Source organism: Methyloversatilis discipulorum (genome assembly GCF_000527135.1).
Classification (GTDB): Bacteria; Pseudomonadota; Gammaproteobacteria; order Burkholderiales; family Rhodocyclaceae; genus Methyloversatilis; species Methyloversatilis discipulorum.
Genome location: NZ_AZUP01000001.1, coordinates 3632938 through 3652927, shown reverse-complemented (window position 1 = coordinate 3652927; position 19990 = coordinate 3632938). Strand labels below are relative to the sequence as shown.

25 protein-coding genes are annotated in these 19990 nt (G+C 69.0%); 13 read left to right on the top strand and 12 right to left on the bottom strand.

Features of this window, described 5'->3' with window-relative positions; genetic code table 11:
• Positions 1 to 39: 39 nt before the first annotated feature.
• From METFAM1_RS0117095 to rsxA, 9 genes are read right to left on the bottom strand one after another with little or no spacing between them, the layout of a single operon-like run.
• Positions 40 to 846, bottom strand: coding sequence for an ankyrin repeat domain-containing protein (locus tag METFAM1_RS0117095; RefSeq protein ID WP_019916669.1), 807 nt, complete (start codon positions 844 to 846; stop codon positions 40 to 42).
• Between the two features lie 41 nt (positions 847 to 887).
• Entirely contained in the window at positions 888 to 2510 is a 1623-nt protein-coding gene (locus METFAM1_RS0117090) for a nitroreductase family protein (protein ID WP_019916668.1), read from the bottom strand.
• Complete coding sequence (locus METFAM1_RS0117085) at positions 2500 to 2781, bottom strand: RnfH family protein (protein WP_019916667.1); 282 nt, start codon at positions 2779 to 2781, stop codon at positions 2500 to 2502. The genes METFAM1_RS0117090 and METFAM1_RS0117085 overlap by 11 nt, the downstream gene beginning before the upstream one ends.
• A 21-nt stretch (positions 2782 to 2802) precedes the next feature.
• Positions 2803 to 3480, bottom strand: a complete 678-nt coding sequence (locus METFAM1_RS0117080) for an electron transport complex subunit E (protein WP_019916666.1) — start codon at positions 3478 to 3480, stop codon at positions 2803 to 2805.
• On the bottom strand, positions 3477 to 4112 hold the full coding sequence (gene rsxG, locus METFAM1_RS0117075; protein WP_024300796.1) for an electron transport complex subunit RsxG: 636 nt from the start codon (positions 4110 to 4112) through the stop codon (positions 3477 to 3479). Before rsxG ends, METFAM1_RS0117080 begins: the two co-directional genes overlap by 4 nt.
• A complete protein-coding gene (locus METFAM1_RS0117070; RefSeq protein ID WP_019916664.1) occupies positions 4109 to 5182 on the bottom strand; it encodes an RnfABCDGE type electron transport complex subunit D in 1074 nt (357 codons plus the stop codon). The genes rsxG and METFAM1_RS0117070 overlap by 4 nt, the downstream gene beginning before the upstream one ends.
• Positions 5179 to 6690, bottom strand: coding sequence for an electron transport complex subunit RsxC (gene rsxC / locus METFAM1_RS0117065; protein WP_019916663.1), 1512 nt, complete (start codon positions 6688 to 6690; stop codon positions 5179 to 5181). The genes METFAM1_RS0117070 and rsxC overlap by 4 nt, the downstream gene beginning before the upstream one ends.
• Before the next feature lie 3 nt (positions 6691 to 6693).
• The gene (locus tag METFAM1_RS0117060; RefSeq protein ID WP_019916662.1) at positions 6694 to 7230 is read right to left on the bottom strand and encodes an RnfABCDGE type electron transport complex subunit B; all 537 of its coding nucleotides are present in this window, start codon (positions 7228 to 7230) and stop codon (positions 6694 to 6696) included.
• 28 nt (positions 7231 to 7258) lie between these two features.
• The gene (gene rsxA, locus METFAM1_RS0117055; RefSeq protein ID WP_019916661.1) at positions 7259 to 7849 is read right to left on the bottom strand and encodes an electron transport complex subunit RsxA; all 591 of its coding nucleotides are present in this window, start codon (positions 7847 to 7849) and stop codon (positions 7259 to 7261) included.
• A gap of 302 nt (positions 7850 to 8151) precedes the next feature.
• On the opposite strand from rsxA, the gene METFAM1_RS0117050 reads away from it, so the two are divergent.
• The 12 genes from METFAM1_RS0117050 (at position 8152) to METFAM1_RS0116995 (ending at position 17076) form a co-directional block, all read left to right on the top strand.
• Positions 8152 to 9360, top strand: a complete 1209-nt coding sequence (locus METFAM1_RS0117050; protein ID WP_019916660.1) for an IscS subfamily cysteine desulfurase — start codon at positions 8152 to 8154, stop codon at positions 9358 to 9360.
• A 36-nt stretch (positions 9361 to 9396) separates the two neighbouring features.
• Positions 9397 to 9801, top strand: a complete 405-nt coding sequence (gene iscU, locus METFAM1_RS0117045; RefSeq protein ID WP_019916659.1) for a Fe-S cluster assembly scaffold IscU — start codon at positions 9397 to 9399, stop codon at positions 9799 to 9801.
• Positions 9802 to 9812: 11 nt separating this feature from the next.
• Complete coding sequence (erpA, locus tag METFAM1_RS0117040) at positions 9813 to 10193, top strand: iron-sulfur cluster insertion protein ErpA (RefSeq protein WP_019916658.1); 381 nt, start codon at positions 9813 to 9815, stop codon at positions 10191 to 10193.
• Between the two features lie 10 nt (positions 10194 to 10203).
• Positions 10204 to 10527 carry an iron-sulfur cluster assembly protein IscA gene (gene iscA, locus METFAM1_RS0117035; protein ID WP_019916657.1) on the top strand — a complete coding sequence of 108 codons (324 nt, stop codon included), beginning with the start codon at positions 10204 to 10206 and terminating at the stop codon, positions 10525 to 10527.
• Positions 10528 to 10560: 33 nt separating this feature from the next.
• A complete protein-coding gene (hscA, locus tag METFAM1_RS0117030; protein WP_019916656.1) occupies positions 10561 to 12432 on the top strand; it encodes a Fe-S protein assembly chaperone HscA in 1872 nt (623 codons plus the stop codon).
• Positions 12429 to 12761 (top strand): ISC system 2Fe-2S type ferredoxin, encoded by a 333-nt coding sequence (gene fdx / locus METFAM1_RS0117025; protein WP_019916655.1) that lies wholly within the window; start codon positions 12429 to 12431, stop codon positions 12759 to 12761. The genes hscA and fdx overlap by 4 nt, the downstream gene beginning before the upstream one ends.
• 737 nt (positions 12762 to 13498) lie before the next feature.
• A complete protein-coding gene (gene nifV, locus METFAM1_RS0117020; protein WP_019916654.1) occupies positions 13499 to 14638 on the top strand; it encodes a homocitrate synthase in 1140 nt (379 codons plus the stop codon).
• Positions 14635 to 15456 carry a serine O-acetyltransferase gene (cysE, locus tag METFAM1_RS0117015; protein ID WP_019916653.1) on the top strand — a complete coding sequence of 274 codons (822 nt, stop codon included), beginning with the start codon at positions 14635 to 14637 and terminating at the stop codon, positions 15454 to 15456. Before nifV ends, cysE begins: the two co-directional genes overlap by 4 nt.
• The gene (nifW, locus tag METFAM1_RS0117010; protein WP_019916652.1) at positions 15449 to 15781 is read left to right on the top strand and encodes a nitrogenase stabilizing/protective protein NifW; all 333 of its coding nucleotides are present in this window, start codon (positions 15449 to 15451) and stop codon (positions 15779 to 15781) included. The genes cysE and nifW overlap by 8 nt, the downstream gene beginning before the upstream one ends.
• 15 nt (positions 15782 to 15796) lie before the next feature.
• Complete coding sequence (locus METFAM1_RS0117005; protein ID WP_019916651.1) at positions 15797 to 16246, top strand: ferritin family protein; 450 nt, start codon at positions 15797 to 15799, stop codon at positions 16244 to 16246.
• Between the two features lie 21 nt (positions 16247 to 16267).
• On the top strand, positions 16268 to 16591 hold the full coding sequence (locus tag METFAM1_RS0117000) for a (2Fe-2S) ferredoxin domain-containing protein (protein ID WP_019916650.1): 324 nt from the start codon (positions 16268 to 16270) through the stop codon (positions 16589 to 16591).
• Complete coding sequence (locus tag METFAM1_RS0116995; RefSeq protein WP_019916649.1) at positions 16588 to 17076, top strand: hypothetical protein; 489 nt, start codon at positions 16588 to 16590, stop codon at positions 17074 to 17076. Before METFAM1_RS0117000 ends, METFAM1_RS0116995 begins: the two co-directional genes overlap by 4 nt.
• Here the strand turns inward: METFAM1_RS0116995 and METFAM1_RS0116990 are convergent, their stop codons facing one another.
• From METFAM1_RS0116990 to METFAM1_RS0116980, 3 genes are read right to left on the bottom strand one after another with little or no spacing between them, the layout of a single operon-like run.
• Positions 17077 to 17670, bottom strand: coding sequence for a DUF938 domain-containing protein (locus METFAM1_RS0116990; protein WP_019916648.1), 594 nt, complete (start codon positions 17668 to 17670; stop codon positions 17077 to 17079). It lies immediately after the preceding gene.
• Positions 17667 to 18203: a GNAT family N-acetyltransferase gene (locus METFAM1_RS0116985; RefSeq protein ID WP_019916647.1), complete on the bottom strand. Its 537-nt coding sequence runs from the start codon at positions 18201 to 18203 to the stop codon at positions 17667 to 17669. The genes METFAM1_RS0116990 and METFAM1_RS0116985 overlap by 4 nt, the downstream gene beginning before the upstream one ends.
• Positions 18204 to 18210: 7 nt before the next feature.
• Positions 18211 to 19557 carry a (Fe-S)-binding protein gene (locus METFAM1_RS0116980; RefSeq protein ID WP_019916646.1) on the bottom strand — a complete coding sequence of 449 codons (1347 nt, stop codon included), beginning with the start codon at positions 19555 to 19557 and terminating at the stop codon, positions 18211 to 18213.
• 109 nt (positions 19558 to 19666) lie between these two features.
• Between METFAM1_RS0116980 and METFAM1_RS0116975 the strand changes: the two genes are divergently transcribed.
• Complete coding sequence (locus METFAM1_RS0116975) at positions 19667 to 19900, top strand: FmdB family zinc ribbon protein (RefSeq protein WP_019916645.1); 234 nt, start codon at positions 19667 to 19669, stop codon at positions 19898 to 19900.
• Positions 19901 to 19990 lie beyond the last annotated feature (90 nt).

The window sequence follows — 19990 nt, the reverse complement described above, 5'->3', positions numbered from 1 at the left end:
GTCGCGCGGTGACGCCGGGAGCTGCCTTCGTCGGGCTGCTCATGCGACGGTGTGCCGCAGCAGCTTGAGGCACTCGACGGTCGAGGCAAGATCGGCGGCGAGATAGTCGTCGTCGGTGCGCAGCAGCGGGTTGGCGCCGAGATCGAGCAGCAGCGCAAGCATCGCGTGCCTGCCGCTGGAGGCGCAGTACATCAGCGCGGTGGCGCCGGTGTCGTTGCGGTTGTCGAGGTCGATGCCGGCGCCGGCCAGCGCACGCACGATGTCGGCGTCGCCGCCGACACAGGCCAGCCACAGCGCGTTGTTGCCGTCGGCGTTGCGGCAGCCGACGTCGGCGCCGGCCGCCAGCAGTTCGTCCACCAGTGCCGCGTCGCCGTCGAGCGCGGCGCGCATCAGCGGCGTCAGCCCGTGCGCGATCGCGCCGTCCAGATTGCGCGGATCGAAGCCATTCGATTCGATCAGCGCGCGCAGCGCCGGTGACGCGTCCGGCGGCAGCGCGCAACCGTCGCGGCCGACCGCCAGCCGGTCGAGCGCGTTGGCCAGCGGTGCGTGGCCACCATCGACGCTGTACACCTCGGGGTAGCGGAAGTCGCTGAAGCGCTCGGCCCAGCTCTGGCTGGCATTGCCGTGGTAACAGTAGATGAGCACCGGCGTCGGCCGAGTCACGGTCTGCAGCACCTCGCCGAACACGGCGTCGCTCAGGTGACGTGCGCCGTCGATGTGGGCACGCTCGAAACTGGCGCGGTCGCGCGTATCGAACAGCGCCAGCGCCGGCAGGCGGCCGCTGCGGTGGCGGGCGATCAGATCGGCCGCCTGGGCGGCGGAAATGCGGTGGTAGGTCGTGCTCACTGTTCAGCCCTCCAGCCGACGCGCCGACGTCCTGATGGACCTCATGCCGCCATCGGCTCCTGTTCGGCGCCCGCGTAGGCAGGCGTGGTTTCGATGCGCGCGTCGTCGACGGCGCGGCCCATCGTGAAGTGATAGATCGTGCGGAAGCGCTCGTCTTCGAGGCCGAGCAGTTCGTGCACCGCGTCGTCGAAGAAGCAGCCGATGCCGGTGCCGCGCAGACCCAGCGCTTCGGCTTCGGTATAGAGCTGCTGGCCGATCAGGCCGGCCTGACGGTGCAGCGCGCGGTAGGCCGCCGGCGATGCATCGAGCGCGGCGTCGAACTCGCACAGCATGCCGAGCGCAAAGCAGGAGGTGGACGCGATGTCCTGGTGGCAGTGCAGGCTGCGCGCCAGCCGCGCCAGCGCCGGCGGCGCCATCGTGGCGAGCAGGCGCAGGTCACTGCGCAGCCCGTCAACGGGCGTCAGCGGATACAGCGCAGCGAGCAGCGGCAGCACCCCGCCCCCGGCCGGACCGCGTGGCAACAGATAGACGCCGGGCGCGAGGCCGTCGACCCGGTGCACGAACAGCAGCAGATCGATGCGGCGGTCGTCGGGCAATGCGTCCCACGGCGCGGCGCGACAGGGCTGCAGCCGTTGCAGCAGGCCGTCGAAGTCGTCGCGCGCCATCAGGTGACGACCGTCGAAGCGTTGCGCGCTGCGCCGGCCGAGCAGCACATGACCGACCGAGCGGCCGCAGGGCGCGGCCACCGCACGCATCGGCGCCGGCAGTTCGCCACGCGGCAAGGCGTCGCGCGTCGCTTCGGCGATGTCGCCGATCACCGGCCAGCGGTACATCGGATGCGCGTCTATCGTGCTCGCCCGCCCGTGCCAGCGCTCGACAGTGCGCACCGGCAAGGGCCCGGGTACGTGGCCGACGCCCACACCGAACAGCAGTTCCGCCTCTTCCACCTCGGTTGCCTGCTCGCGTCGCGCCGGAAAATCCGGCAGACGATCGAGCCCCAGCGCTGCCGCCAGCAGGTCGACGCGAACCGGCTGCACGGCGAGCGACCAGCCGAGCACGGCGGCCGCGTTGCGCAGTGCGGCGGTCGCATGGCCCACGTCGAGCTGGCAGTAGCGGAAGGCGCGCTCGCCGTACTTCCACGCCTCGCGCCACATGACGGAACTGAGCGCGAGGTGCAGCCCGGGCGCACCACCCGGCTCGAAGGCGGCGCGCAGTTCCAGCGCGTGCACTTCGGGCAGGTAGTGCCAGAGGCCGTCCGCCAGCCCCGGCACGCCGACCGCGAACAGCCAGCCCTCGACCGGATGCAGATTGCCGCTCGACGGATTGGCACGCACAGCCCAGCGGTCGGGGCCGGTGGACTTCCAGGCGGTCAGGCCCAGTGCCAGATGCAGCAGCGCACCCAGCGCGGACGGTGTGCAGGGCACCGGCGGCAGACCGGTGTCGAGCATGCGCCAGTCCAGACGCAAGCGCGCGGCGACCGGGCTGTCGTCGTCGGTGGCCAGCGGCAACGCCACCCGCGGCGCGCCCTCGTAGTGACGGAAGGGCGACGGCTGCGCGTCCCAGTCCAGCGTTTCCGGGCCAGCGGCGTAGGCCGCATAGCGGTGCATGGTGCGACGGTGGTAGTCACGCACGCGGCTGCGTGCGCTCACCTCTTCATTCGTCATCGTCGTCGTCGGCACCGTTGCGTCGCGGCACCGTTTCCGGATCGCAGATGATGGGACGATAGATTTCGACACGGTCGCCCGGACGCAGCGCCGCGTCCTTCTTCACCACCTTGCCGAACACGCCCACCTTGGCGTTGTCGATGTCGATGTCAGGGCAGCGCTCCAGAATTCCGGAACGCGCGATGCCATCGGCCACCGTGCAGCCGTCCGGCACCTCCACCTGCATCCACACGCGGTCGGTCGGCCCGACCCACGCCACGCCTATCTTCATCGCGTCGTCCTCATCCGGTCCTCACTGCGCAGCCGCTGCTGGCACGCCAGCCGGCTGGCGCGATTCCGACCAGTGCTGCAGACGGCGCCGCGCGGCGATCAGCAGCCCCAGCACAAGGAAGCCGCCGGGCGGCAGGATCATGAACAGCGCGCCGGCGTCCGCCACCTTCGTTTCGAGAAAGGCGAACTGCGGACCGAGCAGCAGCGACGCACCGGCGAACAGCGTGCCGGCACCGGAGACTTCGCGCACCGCGCCCATCAGCGTCAGCGCCAGCGTGAAACCCAGCCCGGTGGCCAGGCCATCGACCGCCGACAGCGCGACCGCGTGGCGCGACGCGAACGCTTCCGCCCGTCCGAGCACCGCGCAGTTCACGACAATGAGCGCGATGAAGATGCCGAGCACTTTGTACAGATCGTGGAACCACGCGTTCAGGCACAGATCGACCAGCGTCACCATGCCGGCGATGAGCACGATGAATACCGGTATGCGGACCTCGTCGCTGACCCAGTGCCGCAACGACGAGATGAGCGCGTTCGACATCAGCAGCACGGCGGTCGTCGCCAGCCCCATGCCGAGTCCGTTGGTGGCGCTGCTGGTCACCGCCATGGTCGGGCACAGGCCCAGCATCTGCGCGACCACGACATTGTTGTCCCACAGTCCGTCGCGCATCACGGCGCGTGCTGCCGGCTGATCGCTCATTTCCGCTCTCCTTCCACTGTCGCTCCGTCGCCGGACAACACCGCCTTGTGCGCGGCAAAGAACTCAAGACCCTGTCGCACCGCGGCGACCACCGCGCGCGGCGTGATGGTGGCGCCGGCGAACTGTTCGAAGTCGCCGCCGTCCTTCTTCACCGCCCAGCGCGCCGGCGGCGGATCGCCGAGCGTGCGGCCGTCGAAGCTGCGTATCCACGGATTGCGCGCCAGCTCGATCTTGTCGCCCAGACCGGGCGTTTCGTTGTGCCGCGTCACGCGCACGCCGACCACGCGGCCGCTCAGGTCGACCGCCATCAGCAGCACGATGCGACCGCCGTAGCCCTTGCCCGACACCTCGTACAGCACCGCCTTCAGCGTGCCGCCGTGGCGTGCGCGATAGACGGTCATCGGCGCACCGGACGGTCCGTCCAGCTGCAGCGTGTCGTTCAGCAGATTGTTGTCGGCATAGCCGGGCGGCAGGATCTGCGTCAGCAGCTGGCGCGTGTCCTCGGCCTGCGCGTGTTCGATCGCGTCGCGCGTGGCGCCCTGGGCGAAGGCCAGCACGGCGGTCGTGACCAGCATCACCACACCGAGAGTCACGCCCGGAAACCACGGTGCGTCGGGTAGCGGTCGGCTCATTGCAGTGGCTCCTGTGCGCGCCGCGCCGCCAGCGGCTTGCCGCCGACGCGACGGCCGAAGATGCGCGGCCGTGCCCACAGGTCGAGCAGCGGCGTGGCGGCATTCATCAGCAGGATGGCGAACGCCACCCCCTCGGGGTAACCGCCCCAGGTACGGATGAGCCAGGTGAGCAGCCCGGCACCGAGCGCGTAGATCCACTGCCCGAAGGGCGCACTCGGCGAGGTGACGTAGTCGGTCGCGATGAAGAAGGCGCACAGCAGTGCACCGCCGGACAGCAGGTGGGCCCCCGCCGGCATGAAGGCGTGGGGTGCTGCGGCGTGCGCGATGGCGGCCGGCAGACACAGGCCGGCCATGTAGCCGATCGGTATGCGCAGGCCGATCACCCGCTTGAACACGAGGAACAGGCCGCCGGCGACGATGGCCAGCGCCGACGTTTCGCCCAGGCTGCCAGGCCGCGCGCCGGCGAAAGCCTGTTCCGGCGCGAACGCGACCATCGCACCGGCGAGGTCGATGCCGCGCCCGAGCTCGGTCTTCACGTGGCCGAGCAGCGACGCACTGGTCATCGCGTCAGTGGCGACGCCGTGCAGGCCTATGCTCACCGCCTGCGCCAGATCGGTGCCCTGCGCGATCAGCGCCGGGCTGACCCACTGCGTCATCTGCACCGGGAAGGACACCAGCAGCACGGTGCGTCCGACCATGGCCGGGTTGAACACATTGCAGCCCATGCCACCGAACACCTGCTTGGCCAGCACGATGGAGAACACGCCGCCGAGCACGCCCAGCCACCACGGCGCCCAGGGCGGCAGCGACATCGCGAGCAGCCAGCCGGTCAGCGCGGCCGAGCCATCGGCCAGCACCGGCGCCACCGGCTTGCCGGCCCACTGCAGGCACAGCGCCTCGGCCAGCACGCAGCTGGCCACGGTCACCAGCCACAGACAGAAGGCCGGCCAGCCGAACTGCCAGAAGCCGGCCAGCGTGGCCGGCAGCAGCGCCAGCATGACCAGCGCCATGATGCGGCCGCTGGTGCGCTGGGTCAGCGCGTGCGGCGAAGCCTGGACCGGATTGTTCATGCCGAAATCTCCTCGTCCCGGGCCTTGGCCGCCGCTTCCTTCGCCTGCGCCGCGGCGCGCTCGGCCTTGCGTTTCGCATGCGCCTCGGCCTTTTCGCGCGCCTCGCGTTCGACCCGTTCGGCGCGTGCCTCGGTCAGCTCGCGCACGTGATCGAGGCGATGGCGTTCGCGCTCGCGCGAAGCGAGTTCGCCGCGTGCGTGGGCGAAGTACTGGACCAGCGGAATGCGCGACGGACAGACGTAGCCGCAGGCGCCGCAGGTCAGGCAGTCGCGCAGGCCGATGTCCTCGGCCTGACCCAGTTCGCCGGCGTGGATGCGGTTGGCCATTTCGAGCGGCATCAGGCCGACCGGACAGGCGGTGACGCAGCTGCCGCAGCGTATGCAGGCACTCGGCTCGCGCTCGCCCACCTCGGCCGAGGTGAGCGCCAGCACGCCGCTGGCGCCCTTGCCGATCGGCGTGTCGAGGTCGCTCACCGCGACACCCATCATCGGGCCGCCGACCACCATGCGCGCCGGCTCGCGCGTCAGCCCACCGGCGCGTTCGATCAGCCAGTACAGCGGCGTGCCGATGCGTGCGCGTACATTGCGCGGTGCCGCCAGCGCACCACCCGCCACCGTCACCACGCGCTCGATCAGCGGTTCGCCGTGGCGCAGCGCGCGCCACACCGCCGCTGCCGTGCCGACGTTGTGCACCACCACGCCGACGTCGGCGGCACGACCGCCGGCCGGCGGCTCGACCCCGAGCAGCGTGTAGATGAGCTGGCGCTCCGCGCCCATCGGATAGCGGCTCGGAATGCGCACCACCGCCACCTCGGGATACGGATGCGCAGCCACCTTCATCGCGTCGATCGCTTCCGGCTTGTTGTCCTCGATGCCGGCCAGCACGCGCCGCGCGCCGGTGGCGCGCATGATCAGGCGCGCACCCTCGATGATGTCGGCCGCGTTCTCGCGCATCAGCCTGTCGTCGCAGGACAGGTAGGGCTCGCATTCGCTGCCGTTCAGGATGACGGTGTCGATCGCGCTGCGCTGACCGAGCGCCAGCTTGACCGCCGCCGGAAAGGCGGCGCCACCCATGCCGACGACGCCAGCTTCGGCGACCCGGCGGGCGATTTCCTCCGGCGCCAGCCGGATCGGATAGGGTTCGCCGGCACGCTCGATCCAGCGGTCCTCGCCGTCGGGGCGCAGGGTGATCGCCAGCCCGGGCAGACCGGACGCATGCGGCATCGGCGCCTCGCCGATCGCGATCACCGTGCCCGAGGTGGATGCGTGCACCGGCGCCGAAATCGGTCCGGCCGCTTCGGCCACGCACTGGCCACGCAGCACGTGGTCGCCGATACGCACGATGGGACGCGCCGGTGCGCCGGCCTGCTGCGCCAGCGGCAGCACCAGCAAGGGCGGCAGGCCGGCGTCGACGATGTCCAGACCGGCGGCCGGATGCTTGCGCGCGTCCGGATGGATGCCCCAGCGGGTGAGCAGCCGGCGTATCGGTGGAATGACGATGTGTGCCATGGCTCAGGCCGCCAGCGCAGGTTTCGGCATGACCCAGGTGCCGGCGGTCAGCGGCAGCGGCTGCATCGTGATGGCGCCGGTCGGGCATTTCTCGGCGCACTGGTTGCAGCCGGTGCAGGCGTCCTCGAACACGCCGTGCAACTGCTTCATCGCGCCGATGATGGCGTCCGACGGACACAGCCGGTAGCACTTGGTACAGCCTATGCACAGCGCGTCCTCGATCACCGCGATCAGCGGCACGTCGTCGACCTCGTCGGCGTCGAGCGCGATGCCCAGATGCTCGGCAATCGCCAGCGCCACCACCTTGCCGCCGGGCGGGCAGCAGGTGGGCGACGCAGTGCCGGCGACGATGGCCTCCGCCGCACCGGCACAGCCGGGAAAGCCGCACTGACCGCAGTTGGCGGCCGGCAGCATGTCCTCGACTTCCTTCACCCGGCTGTCGCCTTCGACGGCGAAGCGTCGCGCCGCCACACCGAGCACGATGCCGAGCCCGGAGCCGATCGCGGTCAGACTCATGACCGCGGTAATCATCTGTTCCATCGTGCTCTCTCCCCTTCGGTGCGACGCATCAGCCGCCGCCTGCCGGCACCAGGCCGGTGAAACCCATGAAAGCCAGCGCCAGCAGGCTGGCCGTGATGAAAGCGACCGGCGGTCCGGCGAAGGTCTGCGGCACGCGCATCAGCGCCAGTCGTTCGCGCAGGCCGGCGAACAGGATCATCACCAGCGTGAAGCCGGCACCCGAGCCGAAGCCGCCGAGCACGCTCATGCCGAGGCCATGACCGGCCTGTGCGTTGAGCAGCGGAATGCCGAGCACCGCGCAGTTGGTGGTGATCAGCGGCAGGTAGATGCCGAGCACGCGGTGCAGGTCGGGCAGCGTCTTGTGCATGGCCATTTCGACGAACTGCACGACGGCGGCGATGACCACGATGTAGGCGAGGATGCGCAGGTAGCCGAGCCCGAACGGCAGCAGCAAGGCGTGTTCGAGCGCCCAGGCGGCCATTGCCGACAGCGTCATTACGAAGGTGGTGGCCAGACCCATGCCGAAGGCGCTGTCGATCTTCTTCGACACGCCCATGAAGGGGCACAGCCCGAGAAAGCGGACCAGCACCACGTTATTGACCAGCACTAGGCCGATCAGGGTCATCAACACTTCGCTCATGGCGACCTCCTGACCGGCTTCAATGCATGCGCTGTGCCAGATGACGCCGTCACGGGCGGCTGGTGCCCTGCGCGGCGAGCCAGTGCTGTTGTGATCGCACGCGACCCGCCCCCGCGTGTACACGTGCGCACGCATGCGCACACGGCGACCGCGTCGGCAACGCGACAAACTCGACAGGCGCTGTCGCGACAGCCGGACATGCGCCTGTCCAAAATCCACAAGTGGTTGATCCAGATCAATTTTCAAAACCGGCCCGCAACTTGCTGAGAGGGATGCAACCCCCTCATGCAGGAGAAGCCGACATGAATCGCCCGATCTATCTGGACTACGCCGCCACCACCCCGGTCGACCCGCGCGTGGTGGGCAAGATGCTGCCCTGGCTGTTCGACAACTTCGGCAACCCGGCCAGCCGCTCGCACGCCTACGGCTGGGCTGCCGAAGAGGCGGTCGAACTGGCACGCGAACAGGTGGCCGCGCTGGTCGGAGCCGACCCGCGCGAAATCGTCTGGACCTCGGGTGCCACCGAGTCGAACAACCTCGCCATCAAGGGCGCGATGCAGTTCCACGCCGGCCGCGGCAAGCATGTCGTCACCGTGAAGACCGAGCACAAGTCGGTGCTCGACACGGTGCGCGAACTGGAACGCAGCGGTTGCGAAGTGACGCTGCTCGACGTGCAGGAGAACGGCCTGATCGACATCGAGGCCTTCCGCGCGGCGCTGCGGCCGGACACCGTGCTGGCCTCGGTCATGTTCGTGAACAACGAAACCGGCGTCATCCAGGACGTGGCGGCGCTGGGTGCGATCTGTCGCGACAAGGGCGTGCTGTTCCACGTCGATGGCGCGCAGGCGACCGGCAAGGTGGCCTTCGATCTGGACGAGCTGCCGATCGACATGATGTCGCTGTCGGCGCACAAGACCTACGGCCCGAAAGGCATCGGCGCGCTCTACGTGTGCCGCAAGCCGCGCGTGCGCATCGAAGCGCTGATCCACGGCGGCGGCCACGAGCGCGGCATGCGCTCGGGCACGCTGCCGACGCACCAGATCGTCGGCATGGGCGAGGCCTACTGGCTCACCCGCGAGAACATGGGCGCCGAGAACGAACGCATCCGCATGCTGCGCGACCGCCTGCTGAGCGGGCTCAGCGCACTCGACCAGGTGTTCGTCAATGGCGACATGGAACGTCGCGTACCGCACAACCTGAACATCAGCTTCAACTTCGTCGAAGGCGAATCGCTGCTGATGGGCATGAAGGACATCGCCGTGTCGTCCGGTTCGGCCTGTACCTCGGCCAGCCTGGAACCGTCCTACGTGCTGCGCGCGATGGGCCGCAGCGACGAACTGGCGCACAGCTCGATCCGCTTCTCGATCGGCCGCTTCACCACGCAGCAGGAGGTGGATTCGGCAATCGAGCAGGTGTCGACCGCGGTGCGCAAGCTGCGCGAGCTGTCGCCGCTATGGGACATGCACAGCGCCGGCATCGACCTGTCGACCGTGCAGTGGGCTTCTCACTGAACACCTTCCTCCACAACGACTGAACGGAGAACAACCATGGCATACAGCGACAAGGTGCTGGATCACTACGACAACCCGCGCAACGTCGGTTCCTACTCGACTGACGAGGAAGGCATCGGCACCGGCATGGTCGGCGCGCCGGCCTGCGGCGACGTGATGCGGCTGCAGATCAAGGTCGGCGCCGACGGCGTCATTGAGGACGCCAAGTTCAAGACCTACGGCTGCGGCTCGGCCATCGCGTCGAGCTCGCTGGTGACCGAATGGGTCAAGGGCAAGACGCTGGACGAGGCGCTGGCGATCAAGAACACCGAAATTGCCGAAGAGCTGGCGCTGCCGCCGGTGAAGATCCACTGCTCCATCCTCGCCGAAGACGCGATCAAGGCAGCCGTGGCCGACTACCGCACCCGGCAGACCGCCCCCGACACCGTCGAAGCCGCCTGAAAGGACACGCCATGAGCACGCTTGCCGAAAGTACCGTCGCCCCGACCGCCACCTTGCCGCTGCCGTCGCCGATCAAGTTCTGCGAAGCCGCGGCCGCCAAGGTCGCCGACCTGATCGCCGAAGAAGGCAACCCGGCGCTGAAGCTGCGCGTCTATGTCACTGGTGGCGGCTGTTCCGGCTTCCAGTACGGCTTCGCCTTCGAGGAAGGCGTGAACGAGGACGACACGCCCATCGTCACCGACGGCGTCACGTTGCTGGTCGACCCGATGAGCATGCAGTACCTGATGGGCGCCGAGATCGACTTCGAGGACGGCCTGGAAGGTTCGCGCTTCGTCATCCGCAATCCGAACGCGACCTCGTCCTGCGGCTGCGGCAGCTCCTTCTCGATGTGAGGTGACGGACATGACCATCACGCTCAGCGAAGCCGCCGCGCGGCACGTGCAGAAAAGCCTGGTCAAGCGCGGCCAGGGCGTGGGCCTGCGGCTGGCGGTCAAGACCAGCGGCTGTTCGGGCCTCGCCTACGCAATCGAGTTCGCCGACGCGCTGCAGCCCGAGGACATCCAGTTCGCCAGCCACGGCGTCACCCTGCTGGTCGACCCGAAAAGCCTGCCCTTCCTCGACGGCACCGAGCTCGACTTCGTACGCGAAGGCCTGAACGAAGGCTTCAAGTTCAACAATCCCAACGTGAAGTCGGCCTGCGGCTGCGGCGAAAGCTTCGGCGTCTGACGCCGGTCCACGAATCAACCGGAGCACGCCGACATGGCCCTGCTGCAGATCGCCGAACCGGGCATGAGCGCCGCACCGCACCAGCACAGGCTGGCCGTGGGCATAGACCTGGGCACCACGAATTCGCTGGTGGCGACCGTCGCCAGCGGCCTCACCCGCGTGCTGCCGGACGACGACGGCCGCATGCTGCTGCCCTCGGTGGTGCGCTACACCGAAGACGCCGTCGTCGTCGGCCACGCTGCGCAGTCGGCGCAGACCGAGGACCCGCGCAACACCATCGTGTCGGTCAAGCGCTTCATGGGCCGCTCGCTGGCCGACGTCGACGCGTCCGCCACGCCCTACGCGCTGGTCGACACGCCGGGCATGCTGAGTCTGGACACGCGCGCCGGCGTGCGTTCGCCGGTCGAGGTGTCGGCCGAGATACTGCGCACCTTGCGCGACCGCGCCGAAGCGTCGCTCGGCGGCGATCTGGTCGGTGCCGTCATCACCGTGCCCGCCTATTTCGACGACGCGCAGCGCCAGGCCACCAAGGACGCCGCGCGTCTGGCCGGCCTGAACGTGCTGCGCCTGCTTAACGAACCTACCGCAGCCGCCATCGCCTACGGTCTGGACCGTGCCGCACACGGCACCTTCGCCATCTACGACCTCGGCGGCGGCACCTTCGACATCTCCGTGCTGAAGCTGTCACAGGGCATGTTCGAAGTGCTGTCGACCGCAGGTGACTCCGCCCTTGGCGGCGACGATTTCGACCACCGGATCGCCGACTGGCTGCGGCAGCAACTGGCACTCGCAGCGCCTTCCCCCGGCGAGACGCGCATGATGCTGGCGCGGGCGCGTAGCGCCAAGGAGGCGCTGTCGAGTGCCCCGGTCACCAAGATCGCATTGACGCTGGACGATGGCCGCAGCGTTTCCTTCGATCTGTCGCGCGAACAGTTCGAGCTGCTGACCGGCGACCTGGTGTCGCGCAGCATGGCGCCGGTGCGCCGCGCACTGCGTGACGCCGGCGTCGCCGCCGACGAGGTCGACGGCGTGGTGATGGTGGGCGGCTCGACGCGCATGCCGCAGGTGCGCGCCGCGGTGCGCAAGCTGTTCGGCCAGGAGCCGCTGACCGACCTCGACCCCGATCAGGTGGTGGCCATCGGCGCCGCGATACAGGCCGACGTGCTGGCCGGCAACAAGCCGGCCGGCGAAGAGAGCTGGCTGCTGCTCGACGTATGCCCGCTGTCGCTCGGTCTGGAAACCATGGGTGGCCTGGTCGAGAAGGTGATTCCGCGCAACTCGACGATACCGGCGGCACGCGCGCAGGAATTCACCACCTACAAGGACGGCCAGACCGCGATGGCCATCCACGTCGTGCAGGGCGAACGCGAACTGGTGAGCGACTGCCGCTCGCTGGCGCGCTTCGAACTGCGCGGCATCCCGCCCATGGTGGCCGGTGCGGCGCGCATCCGCATCACCTTCCAGATTGACGCCGACGGCCTGCTGTCGGTGTCGGCGCGCGAACAGACCAGCGGCGTCGAAGCGCACATCGAGGTCAAGCCGTCCTACGGTCTCAGCGACGCGCAGATCGCCGACATGCTGATCGACGCCTACGGCAAGGCCGACAGCGACATGGCGGCGCGCATGCTGCGCGAGGCCCAGGTCGAGGCGCGCCGTCTGGTCGACGCCACCGAGGCGGCACTGGCCGAAGACGGTCACGCACTGCTGACGCACGACCAGTTCGTCGCCATCCAGGCAGCGATGTATGCGCTGGCCGAAGCGCTGGAAGCCGGCGACGACAGCACCAAGCTCAAGCTGCTGAGCGAAGCGCTGAACGCCGCCACCACCGAGTTCGCCGGCCTGCGCATGAACGCCGGCATCCGGCGCGCGCTGTCGGGCACCCGCGTGTCGGAGCTGCAGCCGTGAGCACGCTGACCGTACTGCCGCATCCGCAGCTGTGCCCGGACGGCGCCCGCATCGAGGTCGCCGCCGGCACCTCGATCTGCGACGCGCTGCTGGCGCACGACATCGCGATCGAACATGCCTGCGAGAAGGTCGCCGCCTGTTCGACCTGCCACGTCTATGTGCGCGCCGGCGCCGCCTCGCTCAATGAAGCGGACGACGACGAGGAAGACCAGCTCGACGACGCCTGGGGCGTACAGCCCGCCTCCCGCCTCGCCTGCTGCGCCCGCCTCGGCAACGCCGACGTGACGGTCGAACTGCCGCTGCACACGCGCAACCTCGCCCGCGAGTAAGCAGCCCCCTGCCAGCAAGGGTTCTGTGGGAGGGGTCTTCCGACCCCGACGGCAGCCTGGATCAAAGCCGGCGAACCGCACCAGCCGCATCGCGGCCAAGGCCGCTCCCACAAAAAGCATGCCCTGTCGGCGACACGAGCGAGGGTTCTGTGGGAGGAGTCTTCTGACCCCGACAGCAGCCTGGATCAAAGCCGGCGAACCGCACCAGCCGTATCGCGGCCAAGGCCGCTCCCACAAAAGCACGCCCTGTCGGCGACACGGGCGGGGCTTCTGTGGAAGGAGTCTTCTGACCCCGACAGCAGCCTGGATCGGAGCCGGCGGACCGCGGCGGCCGCGTCGCGGCCAAGGCCGCTCCCACAAACGCATGCCCTGTCGGCGGCACGAGCGAGGCTTCTGTGGGAGGGGTCTTCTGACCCCGACGGCAGCCTGGATCGAAGCCGCAGGACTGCAGCGGCCGCATCGCGGCCAAGGCCGCTCCCACAAAAAGCATGCCCTGTCGGCGGCACGAGCGAGGCTCCTGTGGGAGCGAGCTTGCTCGCGATGACGGCCTGTATCGAAACCCCAAGGCAGAACACCTGTTGCAAACGAAACATTCACGACAGCCTCGCCACGGCCGACGGACATGTCGCATGCGCGACATCGCGATGCGCGCGAAACCGCCATCAACATCAATCACTTGCGCCAACGAAGCTCCGTGGCACAGCGCTTGCTGAATGCTCTGCAGGAGGTCCGACGACATGGCAGCCGCATTCATCATCAACGACACCACGCTGCGCGACGGCGAGCAGACGGCCGGCGTGGCGTTCACCGCCGACGAGAAGTGCGCGATCGCCGCTGCGCTCGATGACGCCGGCGTGCCGGAGATGGAGATCGGCATCCCGGCCATGGGTGAGGCCGAGCTCGACGTGATCGAGCGCATCGCGATGCTGGGCCTGAACGCGCGACTGATGGTGTGGGCGCGCATGACGGACAGCGACCTCAGGGCGGCCCTGCGCTGCCCGGTGGACATCGTGCACATGTCGCTGCCGGTGTCGGACCTGCAGATCGCCGGCAAGCTGCGGCGCAATCGCGACTGGGTGATCGAGCAGATCCGTCCGCACGTCGAGCGCGCACTCGACGCCGGTGTCGAGGTCAGCGTCGGCATGGAAGACGCGTCGCGCGGCGACATCGACTTCCTGTGCCGCGTTGCCGAAGAGGCGCAGATGGCCGGCGCCCGCCGCATCCGCATCGCCGACACGCTGGGCATACTCGACCCCTTCGGCACCTATGTGCTGGTGTCGCAGCTGCGCCGGGCGGTCGACCTCGAAATCGAGATGCACGCGCACAACGACCTCGGTCTGGCCACCGCCAATACGCTGGCCGCCTTCCGCGCCGGCGCGACGCATGCCAATACGACGGTGAATGGCCTCGGCGAGCGCGCCGGCAACGCACCGCTGGAAGAGGTGGTGATGGCGCTGCGCCACATTCACGGCATCGACAGCGGCGTCTCGTCGCAGTCGCTGCTGCCGATCTCGCGCCTGGTCGAACGCGCATCCGGCCGCGCCATCGCCGCCAACAAGAGCATCGTCGGCGACGCCGTGTTCACGCACGAATCGGGCATCCACGTCGATGGCCTGATCAAGAACCCGCGCAACTACCAGAGCTTCGACCCGGCCGAACTGGGCCGCGCCCATCGGCTGGTGCTGGGCAAGCACTCCGGTTCGCACGCGGTGCTCGAAGCGTGTGCGCGGCTCGGGCTGTATCCGTCGGACATCGAGGTGGCGCACATCATCGAGCGCATCCGCGCCTACGCGACCGCCAACAAGCAGTCGCCGGACGCCACCCAGCTGAAGGCCTTCTACCTCGAAGCGGCGCAGCCGCTGCCGGAGGCGTCATGAGCGGCGAACAAGGCACGGCGGGCGCGCTGTCGCCGGCGGCAACAGCCGCACCCGGGCTGTTCGCGATGCTGCGCGAGGACGTGAACTGCGTGTTCGACCGCGACCCGGCGGCGCGCAACAAGCTCGAACTGCTCACCATCTACCCGGGCATACAGGCGCTGGTGGCGCACCGCTTCGCGCACGCGATGTGGCGGCGCGGCCTGCGCTATCTGCCGCGACTGCTGTCCTTCCTGTCGCGACTGTTCACCAATGTCGACATCCATCCGGGTGCGCGCATCGGCCGCCGCTTCTTCATCGACCACGGCGCCTGTGTCGTGATCGGCGAAACCGCGGAGATCGGCGACGACGTGACGCTGTATCACGGCGTGACGCTGGGCGGCACGACCTGGAATCCGGGCAAGCGTCACCCGACGCTGAACGACGGCGTGGTGGTCGGCGCCGGCGCCAAGATACTGGGGCCGATCACCGTCGGCGAGAACGCCCGCGTCGCCGCCAACTCGGTGGTGATCGAGGACGTGACGCCCGGCATGACCGTGGTCGGCATCCCCGGCCGCATGGTGCTGCCGAAGAGCCAGCGCCGCATCACCGCCGGCGGCATCGACCTCGACCACCACCAGATGCCCGACCCGGTGGGCAAGGCCATCGCCTGCCTGCTCGAACGCATTGCCGACCTGGAGCGCGACGTCGTGCGCCTGGCCGGCGAACGCAGTACCGCGCAGGGCATCTGCAGCGACTGCGACGACACCTGTTCCCAACCCGCATTCGACGGCAGCACCCACGCGGCCGCCGCACACATAGGAGTGACCCGTCATGGATGATCTGACCCAGCGCCTGGCCAAGCTGTCGTCGGCCGAGGACTTCCTGGAATTCTTCGCGCTGCCCTTCGATCAGGGCGTCGTGAACGTGAACCGCCTGCACATCCTGAAGCGCTTCTACCAGTACCTGCGCAGCGAGAAAGGCCTGGCCGACGGCGACGAGGGCGTGGTCTATGCGCGCTACCGCAACCTGCTGTCGCGCGCCTACGAGGACTTCGTTACCTCGACGCCGGCGCAGGAAAAGGTGTTCAAGGTATTCCAGGAAGCGGACGGACAGCAGCGCGTGTCGCTCGACAGCCTGCGCGCCACGCTGCCCTCGGTCGCCTGATCGGGAGGACGCACCATGCACGACAGCGACATGTTCCTCGCCAGCGTCAACGCGCTCGAAAGCGAAGCGGCGCTGCATTACGAGAAGGCCGCACGACACGCGCTCGATGCCGGCGACACCGAGCTCGAAGCCTTCTTCCAGAATCTGGCCGAACTGGCGCGCATGGAAGCGCACGAGGCGCTGTCCGGCAAGCCGCTGCCGGTGGCCGCCAACCTGCCGCGCATCCGGCCGATCGAGATCGAGAAGCCGCGCACCGCCGTGAAGGTGATCAGCGACGAAATGCTCGACCTGCACATGGCGCTCGAACGTGCGCTGGACCTGAAGCGGCGCAGCCACAGCTACTACGCAATGATGGCCATCCTCGCGCCCGACCCCGGCCTGCGCAAGATGGCGCGCGCCTTCGAGCACGACGACGCGGCCCATCTCGGCGAGATCGAACGCTGGATCGCCCGCCTCACCGCCTGACCCCATCCGGAGAACCGCATCATGCCGAAGCCGCAGAAACACGTTTTCGTCTGTTCACAGCAACGCCCACCGGGCCACCCACGCGGCTCCTGTGCGCACAAGGGCGGCGCCGAAGTGCTGCAGACCTTCTGGGCGGAACTGCAGAAACGCAACTGCTTCGACCGCGTCGCCATCACCTACTCGGGCTGCCTCGGCCCGTGCGACCAGGGCATCAATGTCGTGGTCTATCCGGACGCGGTGATGTATTCGAACGTGAGCAAGGACGACGTCGGCGAAATCTTCGACAGCCACCTGCTGGGCGATGCGCCGGTCGAGCGCCTGCGGGCACCGGAGATGGTCTGGTGAATCTGTTTACCGGCGAAACGTCGGACGAATACTTCGGCGGCACGGTGCCGCAATCGGTGCGCCGCCTGTTCGACGAGGCGGCCGGCGCGCCGCCGCAACGCATCGAAGCACTGCTGTGGACGGCACAGGCAAGCGCACCGGAGTGCCTGCCGGTGTACTACATGCTGTACAAGTTCCACGCCGGCCGTCGCCAGTTCGATCTGGCCGAGAAGGCGGCCACGCGCGGCATCACGGTGGCCGGCCGGCAGGCCGGGCTGGACGCCGACTGGCGCCGCGTGCAGCCGGGTGACGCCGATTTCGCGGCCACCGGGCCGGCGCGCTTCTGGCTGTTCAGCCTGAAGGCGCTGGCTTTCATCTGCCTGCGCAGCGGTCGCAGCGACGACGCGCGCACGCTGGTCGAACACATCGGCCGTCTGGATCCGGGGCACGGTCTCGGCGGCGAAGTGATCGCCTCGCTGCTCGACGGCAGCACCGGCGCACGCTGATCAGCGCGCGAACACCAGACAGCGGTTGTTGGCCGGCATCTCCTCGTCGGCGAACAGCGACAGCCCGGCCAGCCGCGCCAGCGCCTCCACCGTTTCGAAGTCGCGGATGCCGCGATGCGGCGCGCCTTCGCGCAGCGAACGGTCGAAAGCCTCGTTGCTGTCGCTGGTGAAACGTCCGCCATAGTTGAACGGGCCGTAGATGACCAGCGTGGCCGACGGCGCGAGCACCGCCGGCAGGGCGGCGAACATCTTCTCGACTTCGTGCCAGGCCATGATGTGCAGCGTGTTGGCAGTGAATACCGCATCGAAATGCGCGACCGGCCAGCGGCCGCAGACGTCGAGTTCGATCGGCGGCGGCGTGTTCGGCAGCGCCGCGTCGTCCAGCCACATGCGCAGACCGGGCAGCGCCTCGGCGCGCTCGCTGCACTGCCATTGCAGATGCGGCAGCGCGGCGGCGAAATGCACCGCGTGCTGACCGGTGCCGCTGCCGATCTCCAGGACCTGACGACGGCCGGCGAAATGCACGCGCAGGCGTTCGAGAATGACGTCGCGGTTGCGTTCGCAGGAGGGTGCAAAGGGCTTTTCAGGATTCATCTGCGCACTTTCGCATGAAGCAGCACGTCGCGCGGCTCAGGCGACAGATTGGGGTGCAGGATGTAGCGGCCGAGCCGCGCCTCCAGCGGCAGGCCGGCGCGCGCCAGCGTGCGCGACGAGCGCGCGTTGTCGGCGTCGCAGACGGCATCGACGCGGCACACTGCCGCATGACTGAAAGCTTCGTCCACCACCGCCTGCAGCGCCTCGCACGCCAGTCCGCGGCCCCACAGCCGGCGCGCCAGCGCGAAGCCCAGGCGCAGCGCGTGGCCCTGCCCGATCAGCTGGAACAGCCCGCCGGCCTCGCCGTCGTCGGCCAGCAGCACCCAGCTGCGGGCGACGTCGCGCTGCCAGCGCGCCAGGTCGTGCGAAATCTGTCGCCGCGTCTGCGTCAGTTCGGTGTGCGTGGTCCAGCCCAGATAGCGCGTCACCTCGGCGTCGCCGCTGATGCCGGCGAACAGCGCCGGCGCGTCGCCCGGCTGCGGCTTGCGTAGCAGGCAGCGGGCGGTGCGCAGTTCTTCCGGCCATGTGCTCATCGTCGGCTCAATGCGCGCGCAGCGCGCGCTGCAGCACGCAGGCGATGTGCTCGCCCTCGCGCTGCGCGCCGTCGCGTATCTGGTGGCGACAACTGCTGCCATTGGCGATCAGCAGCGTATCGGCATCGAGCGCTCGCACCGCCGGCAACAGCGCCAGCTCGGCCATGCGCATCGACATGTCGTGGTGTTCCGCCTCGAAGCCGAAACTGCCGGCCATGCCGCAACAACCGGATTCGATGACACTGCTGTCCAGTCCGCGGACCAGCCCGAGCACCTTGCGCATCGCCTTCATCGCACCGAAAGCCTTCTGGTGGCAGTGGCCGTGCACCGCGGCGCGCGTGCCGGCGGGCAGTTGCAGATCGAGCGCGAGCCGCTTCGCGTCGTGCTCGCGGGCGATGAACTCCTCGAACAGCAGCGCCGCCTTCGCCACCGGCGCCACGCGCTCACCCAGCCCCAGCGCGTGATACTCGTCGCGCAGCATCAGTAGGCAGGACGGCTCCAGCCCGATCACCGGCATGTCGCGTGCGACCAGCGGCGCGAGTACGTCGAGCAGACGGCCGGCTTCGCGTCGTGCGTCGGCGACCAGGCCCTGCGACAGCCAGGTGCGGCCGCAGCACAGCGGCGCTTCGCCGGCCGCGGGGCGCACCACATGTACGCGACAGCCGGCGGCCACCAGCACATCGACCGCCGCTTCGGCGATCGCCGGATCGATGCGATTGGAGAAGGTGTCGACCAGCAGCGCCACCTCGCGCCCGCCCTCGGCACCGTAAGCCGGCAGCGTATGCGGCGCGAGAAAGGGCCGCGCCGCGATCCGCGGCAGCGAGCGCCGACGGGCGATGCCGCTCAGGCGTTCGATCAGCGCACCCAGCCCGGGCACTGCAGTGGCGAGCTGCCACGGCCGCTGCAGCCAGCGCATCAGCCCCAGCCAGCGCGGCAGCGTGGCGAACAGGCGCTCGCGCAGCGGCACCCGCCCCTGCGCCCGCCAGCGCTGCGCGCGCGCCTCGGTACGCAGCAAGGCCATGTCGGTGCCGTTCGGGCACTCCCGCTTGCAGCCCTTGCAGCCAATGCACAGATCCATCGCCGCCGCCAGTTCGGCGCCGACGAAAGGATGCGTCCCCAGCTCGCCGTTCAGTGCCGCCTTCAGCGTCTGTGCGCGGTGGAAGGTCGAATGCACCGGATCGCCGGTGACGCGAAAGCTCGGGCACATGACGCCGTTGCCGTCGCGCTGGCACTGGCGGTTGCCGATGCACACCGACGCCGCCTTGCCGAAGCCACCGCCCTGCGCCGGCAGCTGCGCATAGGCGTCGCCGGCACCGTAGCTGTCGTAGGCCGACCAATCGAGTTCTGTCTGCACTGTCGCTTCTCCGTTCTTCAACGACCCAGTGCAAGACCGGTGCCAAGCCGTTGGACCCGGACCTGTTCTTGCTTTTGCGGGATATCGATACCGAAACGGAGTCCCTGCCATGCCTCTGCACGACTTTCACTGTCGCAAATGCGACAAGACCTTCGAACGCCTGGTGCGAAGCGACACGCAGATCGTCTGCCCGGCCTGCGGCAGCGATCAGGTGGACAAGCTGCTGTCGGCGCCACAACCGCCGGGCCGCAGCAAAGCCATCATCGCGGCCGGCCGCGCGGCGGCGGCGCGCGAAGGACACTTCAGCAACTACTCGGCGGCGGAGCGGGCGAAGGTGAAGTAGAGGCGGCGCCGGCGGTTCTGGGCGGCCTCGGCCGGCCGCTATCGCGAGCAAGCTCGCTCCCACAACAGCGCATCCGGGCCTCGGTGTCTG